The following is a 19,525-nucleotide window of genomic DNA, read 5'->3' on the forward strand; positions in this document are numbered from 1 at the left end:
ATGTTTAATTTATTTAATCTCTTCCCAACTGAAATACAACAAGAAAAAGCTCCTTTGTCTGAATCATCAAAGCAATTACTAAGCAAACAAGTATTCACAACTAATCAACCAAATACAATTGTGCAGGATTTTGAGACATTTATCGAGTTTCTGCAACTTCATAAGGTTGAAGTCAGTGCCAATCAAAATGCGATCGCACCAAAATATCTCGCAGATATCAATGAACGCCTTAGTCACCCAACCAAAATCGACTTTCAGCGACCTAGCCAAAAATCTTATCCTTATATTCATGGACTCTATTTGCTTTTGCGTAGTTCTGCGATCGCACAAGTGCAATTAGACAAAAAGAAGAATATACTGCGAATCGATCCACAAATTCTCCAGTTATGGCAAGAGCTAAACGACACCGAAAAGTATTTCAATCTTCTTGCCACCTGGATCTTCTACGCTCATGAAGGCATTATGGACAATGCAAGTAGATCTTTGAACGATTGGTGGTATATATTCAATTTTTGGAACAATTTACCTGCAAAAGGTTTGAATTTCACCAGTTCCAAAGATGAAGACTGGCTGAGACAATTGAGGCTACATAATGTCGCTTTGTTATATTTATTTGGATTTATTGAAGTAAAAGATGCTGAGCCTCTAGCAGGAAAAGGATGGCGAATTACCGAGGCTAAACCACTCCCTTTTGGTACGGCATTGATGCATTTGTTGCATGCTACTGATTGGCAGAGAGGAATGTTTCTCGAATATGAAGAAGAACTTGAAGAAGAGCGATTGCTTGGCGTAGATGTTGTTGTCCAGCAATCTACACCCACAGAAATATTACAAGAGGAATTTCAGGCTTTGGATCTATTCCCAGAATGGGAGAAAAATTTGCAGCTACCTGAGGCTGAATCCAAAGATGGTGTATTTATTTTTAAGGTGTCGCTCAAAACTGCGTGGCGCAAGATTGCCATTCCTTCTAATCTAACACTCTATGATTTCAGTTCGGCAATTCTGAAAGCTTTCAATTTCGATAACGATCATCTGCATCAATTCACCTATAAAGATCGTCAAGGATGTAAGCAACGTATCACACATCCTTATTCCCAAGATCCACCTTCTACTGATGAGGTTTTGATTAGGGATTGGCAAATTGGGATTGGCGATCGCATTACCTATGTGTTTGACTTTGGTGACTGGTGGGAATTTAATGTGGTGTTAGAAAGTATTGAAGAACCTGATCCTAAATTCAAGAAAGCAAAGGTTGTCGATAAAAAGGGGAAAGCATCAGAGCAATATCCTGATTATGATGAAGAATAAAAGAAAGCGGCGCAACGCGCCGCTTTCTTACCTGAGTTCGTTTTGTAAGTATTCGATAACTGATTCGATTTCCACTAACGTTGCGACCTTCGTCGCCCGATTGACAATTTCGACTTTGCCATCAGCGATCGCTTTGCCAGTAACCACACGATAGGGAATACCAACAAGGTCAGCATCCTTAAACTTAACGCCAGCTCGTTCATCGCGATCATCAAGCAATACTTCGACACCCGCAGCATCGAGAGCCGTGTAAAGCCTTTCGCCAACATCCATTTGCTTAGCATCACCCACATTCGGCACAGTGACGATCACATGGTAAGGTGCGATCGCCTTATTCCAAATGATGCCATCTTTATCGTAGGACTGCTCAACAGCAGCTTGGGCGAGGCGCGATACCCCTAAGCCATAGCAACCCATGACTAAAGGCATCTCTTCGCCTTGCTCGTTAGTAAAGGTCGCCTTCATCGCCTTGGAATATTTGGTTCCCAATTGGAAGATATGACCAACTTCAATGCCTCTGGCAGTTTGTAAGAGTTGAGAAGGATCGTGAACAGCGCGATCGCCTGCTTTGGCTTTATCTAGATTTACAACGGTGGGCAACGTGAAATCCTTACCCCAATTTGCACCCACAACGTGATAGTCTGCTTCATCAGCACCCGTCACAAAGTTCTGCAAATCTGCAACTGTGCGATCGGCTAAGCGTAAGAACTTCGGCGTAACATTTGCGGTTGGATCAATATAGGAATCTTCCAGACTTGGGGCGATAAATCCGACAGGAAGTTTGGAATGCGCCCATTTTTGTTGAGATTCAGCATCGGCAACTTGGAGGTTAATAACTGCTTTCCCGCCGTAATTGGCAGCTAATTTGGTCAGTTCATTTTGTAATTTCACTTCATTAACATCGCGATCGCCACGAATGCTAACTAGCACTAAAACAGTTGTACCATTGTCATATACAACTTGATAGAGAACCTGCTTCACAATCTGCGTAGGATAGCATTTGAGAAACTTGCATACAGTTTCGATGGTTCCCTTTTTGGGTGTATGCACTTTCTCAAACTTATCGAAATGCGAAGGTACAGCATCTGGAGGGATTGAGATTGCCTTCTCTACATTGGCGGCATAGCTGCTATCTTCGGTAAAGAGAATGTCATCTTCGCCAGCTTCAGCAAGTACCATAAACTCCTGCGAACCAGAACCACCGATCGCACCTGAGTCAGCTTCGACCGCACGGAATTTCAAACCACAGCGATCAAACATCTTGCGATAGGCGAGATCCATTTCATAATAAGTCTCTTTCAGACTTGCTTCGGAGCTATGGAATGAGTAGCCATCCTTCATGATGAATTCGCGACCACGCATCAAACCAAAGCGAGGGCGAATCTCATCGCGAAACTTGGTTTGGATTTGATACAGATGCTGCGGCAGTTGGCGATAGGAGCGAATCATATCTCTAGCGATTGCCGTAATAATTTCTTCATGGGTAGGACCCAGCCCGACTTCACGATTGGCGCGATCGGTGAGGGCAAACATGATCCCTTCAGCTTTGGTATAGGTATCCCAGCGCCCAGACTCTTGCCATAGTTCCGCAGGTTGTAGTTGCGTTAATAGACATTCTTGCGCCCCTGTGTCGTTCATCTCTTCGCGGACGATCGCCGAAATCTTTTGCAGGACGCGCCACATGAGCGGCAAGTACACATACAGACCTGCACCTACGCGCCTGATATAGCCTGCACGGAGTAAGAGTTTGTGACTTGTGAGTTCTGCTTCGGCGGGATCTTCTCGCAGAGTGACCCAGAGCATTTGAGATAGACGCATATTGCTGGAGGTGTTCGCTGATGTTCGCTAGGGATATTCGCTAGAATTTCGTTAATCCGTTATACCAAATCAAGAAATGGCTTAGCCATTTCTTGATTTAAAAAACTTTACTGGGTTTGGGTTTCAACTCACGAAAGTGTGACAATACTTTCGTGAATTTGTATTAACTGTGATTCTGCCTGTCGATCATATCAGGACTTGTAGCCTTGGTGTTGGTGCTATTGCAATAAAGAAAGACCGCGATTTGATTATTCTATTTATACCAAAAGACAAAATGGCGTAGCCATTTTGTCTTTTTAAAACCCTTATGTGGTTTGGTTTTCAATTCACAAAAGTGTCGCCACACTTTTGTGAATTGGTATTATCTCCAAATTCGGGGCTATTTGACAAATATGTAATTGAGCCCTGATGGAAAGGTGATGACTCTGACAACATCTAGTAATAAACCTATTGATTGCAGATTTTGATTTGGAGCGACTGTTGCTCGAAGTATGTAACCTATCTTGGAATTATTTACAAGACTATCAAAACTTGAAGAATGTAAGCGATCGCAACCACTGTGACGGCATTAAATAATCCTCATTAGCGCGATCCAATCAATGCATTTTCTGACCTACTGCTATTTTCTCTTCCTAGGTTTAGGAAGGACTGTTTCAATTGGAATATCTTCGCTGAGTAGATAAGTAGCTGCTTTTTCACTGAGGACTATTGCTTTAGAAAGTAGAGATCGCGCTGTGCTAGTGGTTGGCAAATAAAGCTGGATAATTTTCCGCTTGATCAGTGGCGATGTTGCTGAGAGCGTACTACGCGCATTACGCCATTCGGCATCGGAGCGACAAAAGAGCCGCAGCGCTAAATCAACGGTTGGCTGTCGGCAATTAGTTTCATCATTATTGAGGAAAGTATAAATCCTTTCATAACGGCGGCTAATCTCAGGTGCGAGACAGAGAATTAACAGATCGCGCTCAAAGAGCCCTAGCTCTAAGCGATCGCATAGAGTAGGGATTGCGAGGCGAATATTTTGAGCGAGACTAGCTTCAACGCGATCGCCATAGCGCCCAAGGGGATGAATAATCTGTGGTGGATTTTTTGGGGCAAGGCTCCCACCTTTAGATGGGTCGATCGCAATAAAGCCTTTCCACCAATGATTAGTAGCTCGATCGGCGGCCGACTTTGCCACGCGATCGACTTCTTGATTGTTTTGGCGCTGCTTAGCTAGCGATCTCATTAATATGCGATCGAGCCAAGCTAATTCCGCTTTCAGGTATGACCAGTTATCTGCAAAAGGTTGAACTTCAGGAAAAGCAGGGACTTCACCTGTTTCTGCAATCATGCTATGCCTCGGCGCAAAGTACCACGAATGAATACGCTAACGAATATGCCGAAACCCAATAAAGCGATCGCGGCGGAAAGGATTGTCATATTTCCCCAAGGCGCAGTAAACACAACGCTATCCCATGCCCATGTGCTATGGCTGTACACATAACGGATCGTCTCAATCGCCCAAGATAGAGGATTAAGGCTAGCAATCCATTGCAACCAAGTGGGCATAAAGGCAAGTGGTGCAAGAGCCGTACTAGAGAACATCAATGGCAAATTCACCAAGAAAATAAACGCAAGCATCTCTTGATGTCCAGGCATTGCGAAAGCAAGTCCCAAACTCAACATCGTAAAGTCTACGATTAGCAACATCAAGATTAAAGACATTACCGCTAAACCACTTAGGCTCGGCAACCCTGCACCCATAAGTCCACTGACCGCTACGATCGCTAAAGTTTGCACCATACTCAGAGCAATGATAAAAATCGCGGAAGCAGCAATGATCGAAAATCGGGATACTAGGGGCGCGACTAAGATGCGATTGAGGAAACCAAATTCGCGATCGAATAGCATTGGCAATCCCGAATTAAGTGCGCTGCTAAAAGCAGTAAATACAATGATCCCCGCCGCTAAAAACTGCACATAGGTCTGACCATCACCGACTAAACCTTTGGGCAACCCACTAAATAACGCGCCAAACAGCAATAACCACATCAATGGCTGCAACACCCCTGCGATCAAAGTTGTAGGGCGACGACGCAGTTGGATAAATAGCCTCGTAGTTAAAGCTGTCACCTCTTGCCGAAAATCTGCTGACAAAAAATTGGGCTTGGGACTTTCGGGCGTAACAAATTGCTGGATTTGTGGTTCTTGGATTGGTAAAGGCGGAGGGGAGGTTTGAGTCATAGGTTTATTTGGACAAATTAGCCACAATACCAATCATAACGTTTTGTTAGAGAGAGAAAAAAAATGAATAGAGGCAATACGCGATTTATAAATAAAGGCGGCTATTTCTACTTTGGTTGGGGAAATCTTCGTAATAAGCTACCGATTGCAACAAGTCCTACACCAGATATGACATAAATAGGCACAACGGAGACAAAGGGAATTCTAGTGCCATAGATAGACAAAATCAAAATAGGAAAAAGAATAGCCCCAGCTCCTGATGTAATACAAATTCCACTGATAATCTTTCGCGCTATACCGATGGGGAACTTGGGCTTGAGCAATGTCCAGCCCAAAGTACCAGCAGCTAATCCTAGCAACCCATACAGCATAATCATATAGATATCCCCTCCCGCCATCAGTACCCTCAGAGTAAAAACAATCGCAGGTATACCTGCCAAGATCAGAATCCATGAGACTATAGCGCGAGTTCCGTCGAGCAAGCTAGTCGGACGATACAACAAAACTGCGATCGCTATTGCCAATCCACCAACTCCAAACATCAGAGCAGCAAAGGGATTATAAGAAATGCTGGTCACTGCAAAGATCAATGTCACTGTGCCAAAGACTATGAGAAGTAATCCAAAAATTCGTCGTAAACTCATGACTAATAAATTCGATCCTATTCAAATATACGCAAGCAAATTAAAGCGCTCTGTACAGAGAAATGTAGTGGACTGTTTCATCTAAAGTGATGCAATAGTTGATTTATTAAAAGGGTGTCAAGACTGGCTTAACAAAGTTTTCTATTGCACTATTTTAGATAAAACAGTCCAGTAGGATGGGTTAGCGATCGCGTAACCCATCCTACTGGACTACCTTGATTACGCTGCTTCACCAATCTTGTTTTATCAGTGCGAATAATCCCACGCCCAATCAACGCGCTCCCAATCAGCTGGGCTAACAGCATCGAGCAAAATATCGTCTCCCTGTTCTGCCATTGCCGCAAAAGCTTGATTCAATCCCATACGTAACTGCGGAAATGGGCGCACAGCATAGATGACAAAATCTTTATCTGTAAAGATGACCCACATATCTATCATAGTCCACACATAGCCGAGCGCTCTGCAAACTCACGATAGGTATAGGTCAGGGAATTACTAAAATCCGATTCCCCGTAAATACCCCAAGAGGGATAATAGCCGTCTGGTAATTGCAGCCCTTTTTTTAAACCTTTGCTCAAAGACTTGATATCCCCTCGTCCCATTCTTTCAGGAATTCTACTTATTAAGTTATTAATCTTTTTGGCAATGCAACGGCTGCTACATGCCGTAGTGTTGAGATAGTCTTGTTCTGAATTAGAACTCTTTGAGCTTATCTTATCTATTTCAGCGCTACATTTTTGCATACAAATTTGTTGATCGCGTTCAGGATCTGACAAGTTGCGATCTCTTTCTACGATTTTCTGTTGCACACTAAAACCAAACCGTCCGCTACTAGACTTTCGCCATAGTCGATCAATTGTTGTGAGATCTGTGCAAGGAAAATTAAGGATATCTTGTCTACTCATTGGCATGAATAACTCCAAATCACTAGCTTTCGCAAATACTCTTCCTGTTTCTTGATCTGCTTTTTCCCATTGCTGCATTTCTAGTAGCGATCGCAGTTGGCGATAGTCAATATTTCGCACCGATGGCAAGGATTGAATAATCGTTTCATCCGATGGCTTGTTAAACTGCCAGATGGGGTTTTCTAGTAAGTAGGGATAGCTATTTTTCGCCCAAAACCATCCTGCACAAGTAGCGATAGCAGAGAATACACCGATTAGTATCCATATTTTTTTCCCAAGTTTAGGAATTGCCATTATGAATTCACGATCTAAGAATTGAAATGATTAAAAAACAAATTTTTAAGGAATTAGAGAGAATTGACATAATTCTTAAATAAGTTCCTAAAGAAAAGGAAGACTCACTTAGCAAGTCTTCCTTCAAAACACCTTTCTGTCAAAGCCAAAAGCTAGATTTGTTTTAACTCATTTGCAAGCTTGCCAACCATGTCCTTTGCGCCACCAAATAACATCATTGTTTTTTGTTGATAGAACAAGTCATTTTCGACACCTGCAAAACCAGCACTCATACCGCGCTTAATCACGATCGCATTTTTAGCTTTATCCACATCTAAAATCGGCATTCCATAAATGGGGCTAGCTTGATTAGTCCTTGCCGCAGGATTGACCACATCATTCGCGCCGATAATCAATACCACATCGGTATTCTCAAACTGCGTATTGATATCGTCCATGTCATAGAGTTGCGAGTAAGGCACATTAGCCTCCGCTAGCAACACGTTCATATGCCCTGGCATCCGCCCCGCAACTGGATGGATGGCAAACTTTACTTCTACGCCTTTGCGTTCGAGCATGTCCGATAACTCTCGCACAGCGTGCTGAGCTTGAGCGACAGCCATGCCATAGCCAGGCACAATTACTACTGATCGCGCATAGCCCAACATCATCGCGCATTCTTCAGGGTCAATGGTTTTCACGGTTTTGTTGCTGCTATCGCCTGCGTCACCATCTGTGACTAAGGTTGTGCCAAAGCCGCTAAATAGCACATTGGGAAGAGTTCGGTTCATTGCCTTACACATAATCTGGGTGAGGATCAAACCTGAAGCGCCAACTAATGCACCTGAAATAATCAACACATTATTCATCACCACAAAGCCTGCGGCACTGGCTGCGACCCCTGACAGCGAGTTCAGCAGCGAGATTACCACGGGCATATCACCGCCACCGATGGGGATTACAAACAATACGCCAACTAGGAGCGAAATGATATTTATGCCAATGAATGCGACCAGATCAGCAGGATTGACAATCAGCATGACTGAACCAGCAGCAAAAGTGACCAGTAGCAAAATATTGATTGTCTGCTGATAGCCAAAGCGAATCGGTGCGCCCTTCATGATTCCTTGCAATTTAGCAAAGGCAATCATGCTACCCGTAAAGGTAATATTGCCAATGAGGACACTAGCGGTAATCGAAAGATTATCGACTAATGGGAGGGTCAACCCATGACTGACTACCCGCCAATATTCGCCTACAGCTACTAAAGATGAAGCCAAACCGCCCAAACCATTGAGTAAGCCAACCATCTGCGGCATATCGGTCATCGCAACTTTGTAAGCAATCAGAGAGCCGATCGCTGAGCCGATCGCGATCGCTACCAAAATCAAGCTATAGCTCAATACTTGCTTGTCAAGTAACGTAGCTACAACCGCTAGCAACATGGCGATCGCGCCAAGTAAATTCCCCTGACGTGCTGTAGCAGGTGATCCCATCTGTTTGAGACCAATCATAAATAAGGAAGCTGCCACCAAATAGGTAAGCTGAATCCCCGTCGGGACATAATCCAAAATATTTTCTAGCATGGTGCTTTACGCCTCTTTCTTTTTGAACATTTGCAACATGCGATCGGTAACCAGAAATCCGCCAACAACATTGATCGTGGCGCAGACTACCGAGATCAGTCCTAAAATTACTGAGAGATTAGGATTCACATCGCTACCTGCCACAATCAAAGCACCAATGACGGATATGCCTGAAATGGCGTTAGACCCTGACATCAGGGGAGTATGTAATGTTGGGGGAACCTTGTTAATTACTTCAAATCCTGCAAAGGAAGCAAGCACAAAGACAAATAGAGCACTAATTAATGATTCGTTCATAGTTGTTTAACGAACTTGTTGACTTCAGTGCCAACAAGTTCAAATCAATTGAAAGTGAATTAAGACTTAAACACAGTAAGGGTTTTCAAAAAACAAAATGGCGTAGCCATTTTGTTTTTTGATATTAGAAATCATTTAAGAATTGTCTAGATCCCCCCCAGCCCCCCTTAAAAAGGGGGGAGAATTAAATTCTTCCCCCTTTTTAAGGGGGATTGAGGGGGATCTCTTAAAGCTTTTGACCGCAGAAAGTACTTCTTACATGGTTTCTTAGACTGGGACAGCTAGTTGAGAGAGAGCATCTTTAACGCGCTGATTGCGAATTTCGCCAGCGTGAGTGATACAAGTACTGCTGATAATGTCATCATCAAAATCAAGATCCAGTTCACCTTTCTTGATCAAGTGATTGAGAAGGTTGAGCAGATTTTTAGCGTATTTTTGCGAAGCATGAATTGGCATTGATGATGGCAAATTGATTGGTGAAATAATCATTGCGCCATGACACATTACATCCTTGCCAGCGATCGTCCCTTCGCAATTACCCCCCTGTTCACCAGCCATATCAACGATGATCGAGCCACGCTTCATATGGGCAATCATGGCATCAGTCACCATTACTGGGGCTTTACGTCCAGGGACTTGGGCAGTGGTAATGACAATATCAGCTTCTTTAATATGCTTAGCAAGAATGACTTGAGCATGTTGTTTTGCTGCTTCAGAAATTTCTTTTGCATATCCACCATCGGCGGTCGTATCCTCATCCAAGGTTACATCGATGAACTTTGCACCAAGGCTTTGCACTTCCTCCCGCACCGCAGGACGAATATCATAGGCTTCCACCTGTGCTCCGAGACGACGCGCCGTTGCGATCGCCTGAAGCCCAGCAACACCTGCACCCAATACCACCACTTTCGCAGGCGGGATTGTGCCTGCTGCGGTAGTTAGCATGGGGAGATATTTTGGTAAAGCCGCTGCTGCGATCAGTACGGCTTTATAACCAGCGATCGAGGCTTGTGAGGAGAGTGCATCCATACTTTGCGCCCGACTGCTACGGGGGATCATCTCCATGCTCATGGCTGTTACTCCCTGATGCGCGAGGCGGCGGATCAGTTCAGGTCTTCCTAATGGATTGAGAAAACCAATCGTGATTTGCCCAGATTTGAACATGCTAACTTCTTCTTCGCGAGGTGCACCCACCTTTAGCAAAATATCTGATTCATTAATCAGAACATTCTTGTCAGAAATAATTTTGGCTCCAACCTCTTCATAAGCTGCATCCGCAAAAAAAGATGATTCACCAGCATGACTCTCGATCAAGACTTCCAAACCATTTTTGACCAAGCGACTCACCACTTCAGGAATTAGAGCGACTCTACGTTCTCCAAATTCTATTTCTTTGATTACGCCTATCTTCATTCATGCACCTTATTCAATTATCTTCACTTACCGAAATGTATGATCGGTCAACCCAGATACAGCGCTTTGTACTTAAAACCGAACCAATAAAACTTCTATAAGTGGCGCAAATTAACACTTATAGAAATTTTATTGTGGCTCTTTCGATCATAAATTGCTGGAAGTAGAGACAATTCATGATTTGCCCTTACTTACAGCAATTTATTTAGGATTGCTATATGTGTTAGTTTCATTGTAAGAACCTACATGTGCTCTTTTGGCTACTTCTTCGGATAATCTTTAACTGTCTTAACGAAAGTACCGTAGAAATATTTACTTTCAATAACTTTTGCAAACAAGTCTAAATGATCAAGACCTACACACAACGCAAAAAAGCCAAGTCTTGGCTCAAAAACTATCGTGGAAAACGTCCAGTATTTGCTTGTGTGCTGGGATTTACAGAGACAGGATTAATCCCCAATATTTCCGCAGCAGGAGCAACTCCTGAGGATCGTAAATATACAGCGATCGCTGATGCTGAATTTCTGGCAACAGGAATTAACACCAGTTTCCCTTTACCACCCCTAGTTGCTGGAGCCTCGCCAGTCTTAATTTCCCGAGCCGTTGTCGCTGCCCAAGAATTACCGCTGTTTATCTTTGATGCTGGTTTAGCGATCGCGCCGACTATTCAAGCGATCCCCCTCTCTGGATTACCAGCAAAGTGTCTAAGTACAGGTAAGGCTTTGCCAATTGAAATTGTGCTGCAATTATTTGTCCAAGGTTTAGTATGGGGCGAAAAGCTCGCCCAATCAGGCGCTTATGTAATTTTGAGTGAATGCGTAGTTGGTGGGACAACTACCGCTTTAGCGGTGCTAACAGGATTAGGAATTGCTGCAAAGGATAAAGTAAATAGCTCTCATTCCACTTGTAACCATGCGCAAAAGTGGGAAATCGTGCAAGCTGGATTACAGCATCTAGAACAACCAGCCACGCCCTTCGAGATCGTTGCAGCAGTAGGAGATCCCATGCAAATCGCAGTGGCAGGAATGGCGATCGCAGCCAGTCGTCATGCAGGTGTATTGCTGGCAGGTGGGACTCAAATGTTAGCGGTATATGCGTTAGCAAGAGCGATCGCTGCCCATCAAAATCTTGTATGGAATCCTGATGCGATTATTGCAGGCACAACCAGATGGGTTGCTGAAGATCCCACGGGTAATACCGTCGATCTAGCCTTAGCTGTTCAAGATGTGCCTTTACTAGCCACACAGCTAAGTTTTGCCAAGTCTAAGTTTGCACAATTGCGAGCCTATGAACAAGGTTTTGTGAAAGAAGGTGTTGGCGCTGGGGGCGCAGCGATCGCCGCGCATTTATATCAAAATTGGACGCAAGAGAAATTGTTGAATGCGATCGAATCTCAGCTATAGTTTCCAGACTTTACACATTTTGCTTGACAGTCTCTCTATCCCGATAGCCAGCAATCATATAGCTAATGTCATACCAAAACACAAAATGGCGTAGCCATTTTGTGTTTTAAAACCCTTACAGGGTTTGTTTTTTAATTCACAGTGTTGTCACACTTTTGTGAATTGGTATCACATGCCTTAGGACAAATCAAAACCCAAGAATTGGTTGGCAGCGCTCCGCGCTGCCAACCAATTCTTGGGTTTTATGTCCTAGTGCATTTGGCGACAGCTATAAATCACAAATCCCTTAGCTCCTTTTCTCAATTTACGGAACCTAAAGTCTGCTGAATTAAGAGGTTAAGTTGTCGAAGCTTGATAGGTTTAGACACATAGTCATTAGCACCAGCCGCTAGACATCTTTCACGATCGCCTTCCATCGCCAGAGCAGTTAGGGCAATGATGGGAGTGTTAATCAAGTTAGGATCGAGGCGAATTTGTCTAGTTGCTTCTAGACCATCGATGCCCGGCATCTGAATATCCATAAGGATGATATCAGGGGAATTTGCCTTCGCCATGCTCACAGCTTCTTCTCCATTTTTGGCGACGATGATACGGTAATTGAGGGCAGTCAAATAGGAGGTTGTGGTTTGGATATTTGCTTCGTTATCTTCGACGAGTAAAATAAGTGGCGCGATCGCAATTTTAGGATTTTCAGCTAGTGGCAGTGAATTTGTGACGGTTGGTTCAGATTCTAATGTGCAATAAGGAGAGTGATCATAGGGTAGAGCAACTGTGAAGCAGCTACCTTGTCCAACTTCGCTCTCAGCTATAACTTGACCACTATGCAGTTCGACAATCTGCTTAACTAGGGCTAGTCCTAAGCCAGTGCCTTCGTACTGACGATTAAGGGCGCTATCGACCTGTATAAAGGGCTGGAAGAGCATTTGCAAATCTTTAGCGGAGATACCAATGCCCGTATCGACTACTTGAAATAGGATCGTCGGCGAATTCATATCTCTAAGTTGTTGGGGAATTGTCGCTTCACCTTGCCATGTATCGCCGCTACCGATCGCAACGAGGAGACTTATATTTCCTTCATTGGGAGTAAATTTGACGGAATTTGTGAGCAGGTTAATCAATACTTGTTTGATGCGACGTTCATCGATATTGATATTGATGTTGTTTATATGGGTCGGAATATGGCTATGGATTTTGATTCTCTTTTGAAATGCTTGCTGCTTGACGAAGACTAGACTGGAATTACAGAGAGCATTGACTGAGACTGATTCAATATCTAGTTCCATCATCCCTGCTGAGATTTTTGATAGATCGAGAATGTCGTTAATCAGTGATAGCAAATGTTCGCCGCTTGACTCGACTGTAGAGATCGCCTTTAATTGCGTTTCGTTTAGTGCACCCAAAATCTCTTCTTTAAGGGATTCTGATAGCCCTAAGATGGCATTTAGTGGCGTGCGGAGTTCGTGGCTCATGTTAGCGAGAAATTCGTCCTTGAGCTTGGTGGCGCGGAGCAGTTCATCGTTAATATATTTTAGTTGGGCTTCAGCTTGTTTGCGATCGCTTAGATCGGTATGTGTACCCATCATTCGTAAGGCATGACCATTGACATCCCACTCAAACACTTTGCCACGGGCTAAGATCCATTTATAGCTACCATCTTTACATCGTAATCGATGCTCGTTTTCGTAAAAGAGAGTTTCCCTATTGAGGCATTTGTTGATATCCGCGTAGGATTGGGCGATATCGTCGGGGTGGACGAGATTTTCCCATGACTCAAATCTATTCTCAATTTCATCATCTGCATATCCCAGCAAGGCTTTCCATTGCTGGGAGAAGAAGACCTCATTGGTTTGAGCATTCCAGTCCCAAATGCCATCACCAACGCTTTCTAAGGCAAATTGCCAACGTTGATCGCTTGCTCTCAAGACTGCTTCGGCATTTTTTGCGATCGCTAATATCGGTTAACGATCCGATGTAGCCAGTGACTTCCCCGCTATCATTGAATTCTTTGACGAGTTGAGAAAAATACCAGTTAATAGTGCCATCTGGGCGAAGATGTCTGCCTTCCCCAGTCATCATAAGTTGTCGGGATGAAGGCGAGAAGAACTCATGTTCTGTCAAGCCTCTAATCATATCTCGATCATCGGGATGCACTGCGTCGAGCCATCCTTTCCCCATTGCTGATGCGGCGGATCTTCCTGTCATTTCGCTCCAACGTTCGTTGACGTAGATACAGTTTAATGGGCAAAGATCGAAGCGAGTAATGGCAACAGGAGAAGTAGAGACCAATGTTGAGAAAAGGCGTTCGCTTTCTTTTAAGGCTTTTTCAGCTTGTTTGCGATCGCTAATATTGTCAGAGCAACCAATTAAGCGAATGGGATTTCCCATTTCATCCCGAACGAGCGAAAGACGCAAGCCTATATAAATTATTTTTCCTGATTTTGTCCGATTCCGTAACTCAACTTCATGAGTTCCATTTTCTAATAGCGGTCTAAAGACTGCGGATATCATAAGAGACAAATCTTCATTTAGATAAAGCATACTAACGTTCTGCCCGATCGCCTCATCAGACTTGTATTCATAGAGTCTCTCCGCCCCAAAGTTCCAAGTTTGGATTGTGCCATCAATCGTTGTAGAAATTACTGCATCATGAATCTGCTCCAGCATTTGCGATTGCAGTTGTATTTCTTGAGTGCGTTCTGTAACTTTTACTTCTAGGGATTGATTGAGTTGTATCAGTTCTTGTTCAGCGCGTTTGCGATCGCTGATATTGCGAATCATCCAGAATAGTTGAGGCTTATTATTACCAAGATTGCTATTTTGGATGACGCTAATTTCGGCAGGAAAAAGATCGCCATGATAGTTTCTCAGCGTAATTTCCCAAGTTGTTTTTGCATTGCTTGAAGGTGACTGACTATTGAGTTGGCTATAGAAAAAATCTCTGTTTTCAGAGGCAACAAACATCACCAGTGGCTTTCCTAAAATAAACTCACGACTAATTGCTAGCAATTCTAAAATAACTTGATTTACTTCTGATATCCTGCTCGATAAGTCTGTCACCAGATAACCATCAGGCGCAAAGTCAAATAAATTTTGGTAGCGATACTGTTCGTATTCCAGTAGTCGATTTTGCAAAACCTGTTCTTCAGTAGTGACCCGCAATTCCTCTAAAGTACATTCCAAGTCTGCTGCTGTAATTTCTAACAAGTTATTACGGGTTTCTAACTCTGCTTGCTGCTCTAGGAATAAAGCCTCAACTCGTTTGCGTTCTGCCAACTCATTTTGAATTTGTTGATAGGCGATCGCTTGTTTAATAGAAATCGCTAGCTGCACCGCTAGCTGTTGAATTAGCTGAACATCTGACTCTAGCCAAATCCTTGGAGCCGCGCATTGATGCAAAATTAGCAAACCCCATAAAATGCGTTTGTTAGCATTTGGTAACAGGATCGGCACTACCAGATTGGCGCGTACTTGAAATCTTTCGAGCAGTTTAATATGGCAAGCTGTCAAATTAGCTGCATAAATATCATTCGCGACGAAAATCCTCCCCTCGCAATATGCACCACCAAGATTTTCTAGAAAGCAAGTATCTTGAACTTGCATATCTAAGCAAGGCTGCCAAGGTGAGACAATATCTTCGGCAACAATTTTGCCACTCATATCTGCTGGGTTGAACTTATAAATAGTGGCGCGATCGGCATCTATAAATTGACGGACTTCTTTAACAATTGCATTCGAGATATCGTCTAAATTCGTAAATTCGCGAATCCGCAGTGCGATTTCGGAAATTAATATTTGCTGTTGTTGCGATCGCAAAAGTTGACGACTTAGCGCAGTTTCTCGCAGCACGCGATTAACCGTAGTAGTGAGTGATTTTGCCGTGATATCCCCTTTCAGCAAGTAGTCAGCCGCCCCCAATTTCATAGCACTTACAGCCGTTTTTTCATTTCCCTGCCCCGTCAACATAATCACAGGAACTCGATCTTCTGCATGATCGATATTGATTGCTTCTAGAAATTCCAGCCCATTGCCATCGGGCAAACTCAGATCGAGCAACACAATGTCAAGCGAATGCGATCGCCACAGTTCTAAACCTTCTGCTAGGGTTGCCGCTTCGATAATGCGATAAGTTATCTCTGAGTCTGATTGCAAATAACGCGAGTAAGTTTCGCGATCGGTCTCAGCGTCATCGACTATCAACAGGGTTATAGCAGTCTGCAAGAGTTGATCAGTCATTTATAGTATTTATACTTATTGTATTTAACGTTGACTTATCTTTTAAAATTATCCCATAAAAATTTTTGCTCAATAGGTGATACCAAAACCCTTTTATTAAAGTAGCTGTGGCTTATTTCAAAAAAGGGATTGCACAACTTTCCCTCTTTAATTGGTAACACCTAACAACTTGTTAGGTGTTGGCTATTTTTTACCCTTAAAAATCCCTAACAGCTTGCAAGGTGACCGATCGCCCCTGTAACAACTAATCTAAATACATCAAACAAGTAGCTTTTTTAAATGACTTGATCAATGGGCTTGATTAGTTCAGGGCAAAACTATGACCACCGTAACATTCGCCGTCAAATCCAATATTTCTGAGCACTCTGGCAACACCTATACTCACAAAGTCCGTGAGTTTTCGGCTGAAGACAAAACCACAACCCTCGAACTACTCAAGCAATATCGCAAAGCACCATCAACATATCTACGCGATCGCCTTGTGCGTTTAAATATCGGTCTCGTCAAAAAAGAAGTACATTTTTGGGCAGATCGTAATTCTGAGCTATACGATGATTTATTGCAAGTGGGGGCACTTGGTCTAATCGGAGCCGTTGATCGCTTTGAGCTAAATCGTGGTTATGCATTTAGTTCTTTTGCTGTCCGCTACATTCGCGGTGAGATTCAACATTATTTACGTGATAAAAGTTCGTCAGTCCGCATCCCTCGCCGTTGGATGGATTTGCAACAGCAATCAGTGCGGGTGATGCAAAAGTTACGCAATACTTTGCAAAGAGAGCCTTCGGTGCAAGAGGTTGCAAATGCCCTCGGAGTGACACTTGTCGAATGGCAAGAAGCGAAACTTGCCTGTCAAAATCGCGCTCCCTTAAGTCTTGATGCACCTATTCGTTCTGAAGAAGAAGATGCTGCTTCCATTGGAGATTTAGTTGCTGATCCTAAAAGCAATATGCAATTACAGCAAGATGAGAAGTTCCGTCTACAACAGGCTTTAGCAGTTCTAGAACAACGCACTAGAGAAATCGTGGAGTTTGTGTTTATTGAAGATCTACCTCAAAGAGAAGTCGCTAAAATGCTAGGGGTGAGCGCAGTGACAATTTCTCGCCAACTCAAAAAAGGCTTGTCAACTTTACGTTGTGTATTAGAAGCTGAAGCTTGCTAATATTTGATTCTCCAATTCAATATGGGGCGTAGGGGCAGAGCATTCCCGCAGAGATTTATGCATTTATCAGGTCACCCGAATTCGGGAATGCTCTGCCCTAAACTCAAAGCGCAGGGACAATTTATTCCAAAACACAAAATGGCGTATCCATTTTGTGTTTTTAAAACCCTTACAGGGTTTGGTTTTTAATTCACGAAAGTGTGGCTACACTTTCGTGAATTGGTATTATTGATGAAAGCGGAGAGGGTTAAGCATTTGCGAATTGAGATTTTGGTGACGAGTTGATCAATTGTGGCGCAAATGCTTAACCCCTACGGCGGGATGCGGTGGTATGTGCAATATCAATTAAACACGTAGGGGCAATTCATGAATTGCCCCTACGTGTTTAATTGAATTGTTCTGCCCAATTGGAAATCCAGTTGAGAGTTTTATGTACAAGTTCATGCGTTGATGCTTCGCAATAGAGTCGTAGCAATGGCTCAGTGCCGCTAAAACGAATTAAAAGCCAACTGCCATCTGCTAATCGGAACTTAAAGCCATCAGGAGCTTTAGCATCAATTACTTTTCGTCCCGCGATTTCGGTCAGTGAGAATTGCTGAAGAGTAGAGACTAGCTTCTCACGCGCTGCCATGCCAGATAGCTTTTTGTCAATGCGATCGTAATGGGAAACAAAATTAGTTTGCTTTTGCAAATCGCTGTACAGAACGCTCAAATCTTTGTCTGATTGTGCGATCGCTTCTAGTACATACAAAGCCGAAAGCAAAGCATCCCGCTCAGGAATATGATTGCCATAGCCGATGCCACCTGACTCTTCGCCACCCAATAAGCAAGGAATTCCTGAAAGCATTCTTTCGGCAATATACTTGTAGCCAACAGGAGTTTCGTAAACGGGCAGATCGAAAAGAGCGGCGACTTTGGGCATTAAGTCAGAGCCACTGATTGTTTTAATCAGTTCTCCTTTAAATCCGCGATGCTTAGCAAGATGTTCTAGCAAGATCGGAATCAGGATTTGAGAACTCAGAAAATTACCTTCGCTATCCACCGACGCAATGCGATCGGCATCACCATCAAACACAAATCCTACTAGAGTTTTTTCGGGATGGTCATGATGATAGGTTTTGACTTGACGAAATAGCTCGGCAATATAGCGGGGAAGTGGTTCAGGTGCACCACCACCAAAGAGAGGATCAGTATTGCTGTTGATTTCAATAAGACTGGCTTGGGTTGTGGATGGCAATTCTAAAACTTTCGCCAAACCTCCTGCGGCGGTTCCATGCATCACGTCTGCAAAGATGGTTAACTTTCCCATTGCGATCGCCTCTTTGATCGCTTCGATATTCACCTTGCCGCGCAAAGCTTGGCAGTAACTTGCCCATGCATCAAAAGTTTCGATTTTGCCTTTTTGGGGACTTTCGTAGACAAAATCGCCACGGTCTAAAATTTCTTCAACTTTTGCAGTCACATCTTGCGATACTGAGCCACCAAATGCACCTTTAATTTTTAATCCCGAATAGTTGGCGGGGTTATGGCTAGCGGTAATTACCAATGCGCCCAAAGCTTTGCGATCATATGCAGCCCAACTAAATGCAGGTGTTGGTGCAAATTCTTCGGCAAGTAAGACATCAAATCCGATCGCGGCAACGGCTTCGGCGGTGCGTTTGGCGAAAGCATCGGACATGAAACGGCGATCGTATCCAACAATAATTGTGTTGCTGCCAGATTCACCAAAGGTTTCGCGAAGTATATGTGCTGCGATCGGCGCAACTGCTGCTAATCGATCAAATGTAAAGTCATCGGCAATGATGCCTCTCCAGCCGTCAGTCCCAAAGCGTATGGGGGGATGCAATGTGAATTTGCCGTGCATAAGCCTTTTAAAATTTCTTTTAGGTAAAGTTTATCCTGAATTCTTGTCATCTAGAGCAACTGTGCCATTTTTACTTCAGTGCAAAGCGCTGTAAAATAGCTAAGGAACCAGTTTTTTGTGATGTGGCGAAGCCGCGCCATAAAAAACTAAATGGCACAAGCCTAAATAACTTACTAAAACCATAGATATGTCTACTCCTGAAGCTTTAAAAGAAAGATTTGTGGCGATCGCAAGCAAGCGTGAATTATTGGTGCAGTTGTCTCTCAAAGATAATTTGGGTAGCTTGAGCATAGATGTAATCCAAGCCCTAGAAGAGCTTGATGATTTGCTAATTGAAATCAGAAAAGTCTTTCCTGATTGGCAGCAGAATTAATAACATTTAGTAGCGCGGCTTCG

At 43.4% G+C, this 19,525-nt stretch carries 17 protein-coding genes and 2 pseudogenes; 4 read left to right on the plus strand and 15 right to left on the minus strand.

Annotated features, from left to right (window positions below):
• The gene (locus tag PseudUWO311_RS02595) at positions 1-1,308 is read left to right on the plus strand and encodes a plasmid pRiA4b ORF-3 family protein (protein WP_142653527.1); all 1,308 of its coding nucleotides are present in this window, start codon (positions 1-3) and stop codon (positions 1,306-1,308) included.
• 27 nt (positions 1,309-1,335) lie between these two features.
• On the opposite strand, the gene PseudUWO311_RS02600 is transcribed toward PseudUWO311_RS02595, so the two are convergent.
• The 10 genes from PseudUWO311_RS02600 to PseudUWO311_RS02640 form a co-directional block, all read right to left on the minus strand.
• Entirely contained in the window at positions 1,336-3,126 is a 1,791-nt protein-coding gene (locus tag PseudUWO311_RS02600; RefSeq protein WP_142653528.1) for a proline--tRNA ligase, read from the minus strand.
• A 619-nt stretch (positions 3,127-3,745) separates the two neighbouring features.
• On the minus strand, positions 3,746-4,459 hold the full coding sequence (locus PseudUWO311_RS02605) for a hypothetical protein (protein WP_142653529.1): 714 nt from the start codon (positions 4,457-4,459) through the stop codon (positions 3,746-3,748).
• On the minus strand, positions 4,456-5,352 hold the full coding sequence (locus PseudUWO311_RS02610; RefSeq protein WP_142653530.1) for an ABC transporter permease: 897 nt from the start codon (positions 5,350-5,352) through the stop codon (positions 4,456-4,458). The genes PseudUWO311_RS02605 and PseudUWO311_RS02610 overlap by 4 nt, the downstream gene beginning before the upstream one ends.
• A gap of 107 nt (positions 5,353-5,459) precedes the next feature.
• Complete coding sequence (locus PseudUWO311_RS02615) at positions 5,460-5,996, minus strand: hypothetical protein (RefSeq protein ID WP_142653531.1); 537 nt, start codon at positions 5,994-5,996, stop codon at positions 5,460-5,462.
• 149 nt (positions 5,997-6,145) lie between these two features.
• Positions 6,146-6,301 (minus strand): hypothetical protein, encoded by a 156-nt coding sequence (locus tag PseudUWO311_RS23875; protein WP_190303369.1) that lies wholly within the window; start codon positions 6,299-6,301, stop codon positions 6,146-6,148.
• Entirely contained in the window at positions 6,243-6,434 is a 192-nt protein-coding gene (locus tag PseudUWO311_RS02620; protein WP_142653532.1) for a hypothetical protein, read from the minus strand. The genes PseudUWO311_RS23875 and PseudUWO311_RS02620 overlap by 59 nt, the downstream gene beginning before the upstream one ends.
• Positions 6,431-7,195, minus strand: coding sequence for a GUN4 domain-containing protein (locus PseudUWO311_RS02625; RefSeq protein WP_142653533.1), 765 nt, complete (start codon positions 7,193-7,195; stop codon positions 6,431-6,433). Before PseudUWO311_RS02625 ends, PseudUWO311_RS02620 begins: the two co-directional genes overlap by 4 nt.
• 152 nt (positions 7,196-7,347) lie before the next feature.
• Positions 7,348-8,748, minus strand: coding sequence for an NAD(P)(+) transhydrogenase (Re/Si-specific) subunit beta (locus PseudUWO311_RS02630; RefSeq protein ID WP_142653683.1), 1,401 nt, complete (start codon positions 8,746-8,748; stop codon positions 7,348-7,350).
• An 18-nt stretch (positions 8,749-8,766) separates the two neighbouring features.
• Positions 8,767-9,057, minus strand: coding sequence for an NAD(P) transhydrogenase subunit alpha (locus tag PseudUWO311_RS02635; protein ID WP_094533598.1), 291 nt, complete (start codon positions 9,055-9,057; stop codon positions 8,767-8,769).
• 267 nt (positions 9,058-9,324) lie between these two features.
• Positions 9,325-10,470: a Re/Si-specific NAD(P)(+) transhydrogenase subunit alpha gene (locus PseudUWO311_RS02640; protein WP_142653534.1), complete on the minus strand. Its 1,146-nt coding sequence runs from the start codon at positions 10,468-10,470 to the stop codon at positions 9,325-9,327.
• 344 nt (positions 10,471-10,814) lie between these two features.
• Here PseudUWO311_RS02640 and cobT point away from each other — a divergent pair, with 344 nt between their 5' ends.
• A complete protein-coding gene (cobT, locus tag PseudUWO311_RS02645) occupies positions 10,815-11,873 on the plus strand; it encodes a nicotinate mononucleotide-dependent phosphoribosyltransferase CobT (protein ID WP_142653535.1) in 1,059 nt (352 codons plus the stop codon).
• 299 nt (positions 11,874-12,172) lie between these two features.
• On the opposite strand, the gene PseudUWO311_RS24800 is transcribed toward cobT, so the two are convergent.
• From PseudUWO311_RS24800 to PseudUWO311_RS02655, 4 genes and pseudogenes are all read right to left on the minus strand, one after another.
• Positions 12,173-12,577 carry a response regulator gene (locus PseudUWO311_RS24800; RefSeq protein WP_411729372.1) on the minus strand — a complete coding sequence of 135 codons (405 nt, stop codon included), beginning with the start codon at positions 12,575-12,577 and terminating at the stop codon, positions 12,173-12,175.
• Positions 12,578-12,631: 54 nt separating this feature from the next.
• A pseudogene (locus PseudUWO311_RS24805) lies at positions 12,632-13,159 on the minus strand (sensor histidine kinase); the annotation flags it as partial.
• 12 nt (positions 13,160-13,171) lie between these two features.
• Positions 13,172-13,795: pseudogene (locus tag PseudUWO311_RS24810) on the minus strand (PAS domain-containing sensor histidine kinase); the annotation flags it as partial.
• Positions 13,746-16,106 (minus strand): PAS domain S-box protein, encoded by a 2,361-nt coding sequence (locus PseudUWO311_RS02655; protein WP_142653537.1) that lies wholly within the window; start codon positions 16,104-16,106, stop codon positions 13,746-13,748. The pseudogene PseudUWO311_RS24810 and the gene PseudUWO311_RS02655, both read right to left, overlap by 50 nt.
• 319 nt (positions 16,107-16,425) lie before the next feature.
• Here PseudUWO311_RS02655 and PseudUWO311_RS02660 point away from each other — a divergent pair, with 319 nt between their 5' ends.
• Positions 16,426-17,265 (plus strand): sigma-70 family RNA polymerase sigma factor, encoded by an 840-nt coding sequence (locus PseudUWO311_RS02660; protein WP_142653538.1) that lies wholly within the window; start codon positions 16,426-16,428, stop codon positions 17,263-17,265.
• A gap of 385 nt (positions 17,266-17,650) precedes the next feature.
• On the opposite strand, the gene PseudUWO311_RS02665 is transcribed toward PseudUWO311_RS02660, so the two are convergent.
• Complete coding sequence (locus PseudUWO311_RS02665; RefSeq protein ID WP_190303371.1) at positions 17,651-19,129, minus strand: phosphoglucomutase/phosphomannomutase family protein; 1,479 nt, start codon at positions 19,127-19,129, stop codon at positions 17,651-17,653.
• Between the two features lie 187 nt (positions 19,130-19,316).
• On the opposite strand from PseudUWO311_RS02665, the gene PseudUWO311_RS02670 reads away from it, so the two are divergent.
• Positions 19,317-19,502 (plus strand): hypothetical protein, encoded by a 186-nt coding sequence (locus PseudUWO311_RS02670; protein ID WP_103667647.1) that lies wholly within the window; start codon positions 19,317-19,319, stop codon positions 19,500-19,502.
• Positions 19,503-19,525: the final 23 nt, after the last annotated feature.

The sequence above is a fragment of the Pseudanabaena sp. UWO311 genome (genome assembly GCF_006937785.1).
GTDB lineage: Bacteria > Cyanobacteriota > Cyanobacteriia > Pseudanabaenales > Pseudanabaenaceae > Pseudanabaena.

Coding starts and splice junctions, on each gene's coding strand:
- PseudUWO311_RS02625 (WP_142653533.1), bottom strand. CDS start 7,195: ATGGCAATTCCTAAACTTGGGAAAAAAATATGGATACTAATCGGTGTA.
- PseudUWO311_RS02660 (WP_142653538.1), top strand. CDS start 16,426: ATGACCACCGTAACATTCGCCGTCAAATCCAATATTTCTGAGCACTCT.
- PseudUWO311_RS02665 (WP_190303371.1), bottom strand. CDS start 19,129: ATGCACGGCAAATTCACATTGCATCCCCCCATACGCTTTGGGACTGAC.
- PseudUWO311_RS23875 (WP_190303369.1), bottom strand. CDS start 6,301: ATGCTGTTAGCCCAGCTGATTGGGAGCGCGTTGATTGGGCGTGGGATT.
- PseudUWO311_RS02610 (WP_142653530.1), bottom strand. CDS start 5,352: ATGACTCAAACCTCCCCTCCGCCTTTACCAATCCAAGAACCACAAATC.
- PseudUWO311_RS02670 (WP_103667647.1), top strand. CDS start 19,317: ATGTCTACTCCTGAAGCTTTAAAAGAAAGATTTGTGGCGATCGCAAGC.
- PseudUWO311_RS02615 (WP_142653531.1), bottom strand. CDS start 5,996: ATGAGTTTACGACGAATTTTTGGATTACTTCTCATAGTCTTTGGCACA.
- PseudUWO311_RS02600 (WP_142653528.1), bottom strand. CDS start 3,126: ATGCGTCTATCTCAAATGCTCTGGGTCACTCTGCGAGAAGATCCCGCC.
- PseudUWO311_RS02640 (WP_142653534.1), bottom strand. CDS start 10,470: ATGAAGATAGGCGTAATCAAAGAAATAGAATTTGGAGAACGTAGAGTC.
- PseudUWO311_RS02595 (WP_142653527.1), top strand. CDS start 1: ATGTTTAATTTATTTAATCTCTTCCCAACTGAAATACAACAAGAAAAA.
- PseudUWO311_RS02635 (WP_094533598.1), bottom strand. CDS start 9,057: ATGAACGAATCATTAATTAGTGCTCTATTTGTCTTTGTGCTTGCTTCC.
- PseudUWO311_RS02605 (WP_142653529.1), bottom strand. CDS start 4,459: ATGATTGCAGAAACAGGTGAAGTCCCTGCTTTTCCTGAAGTTCAACCT.
- cobT (WP_142653535.1), top strand. CDS start 10,815: ATGATCAAGACCTACACACAACGCAAAAAAGCCAAGTCTTGGCTCAAA.
- PseudUWO311_RS02620 (WP_142653532.1), bottom strand. CDS start 6,434: ATGATAGATATGTGGGTCATCTTTACAGATAAAGATTTTGTCATCTAT.
- PseudUWO311_RS02655 (WP_142653537.1), bottom strand. CDS start 16,106: ATGACTGATCAACTCTTGCAGACTGCTATAACCCTGTTGATAGTCGAT.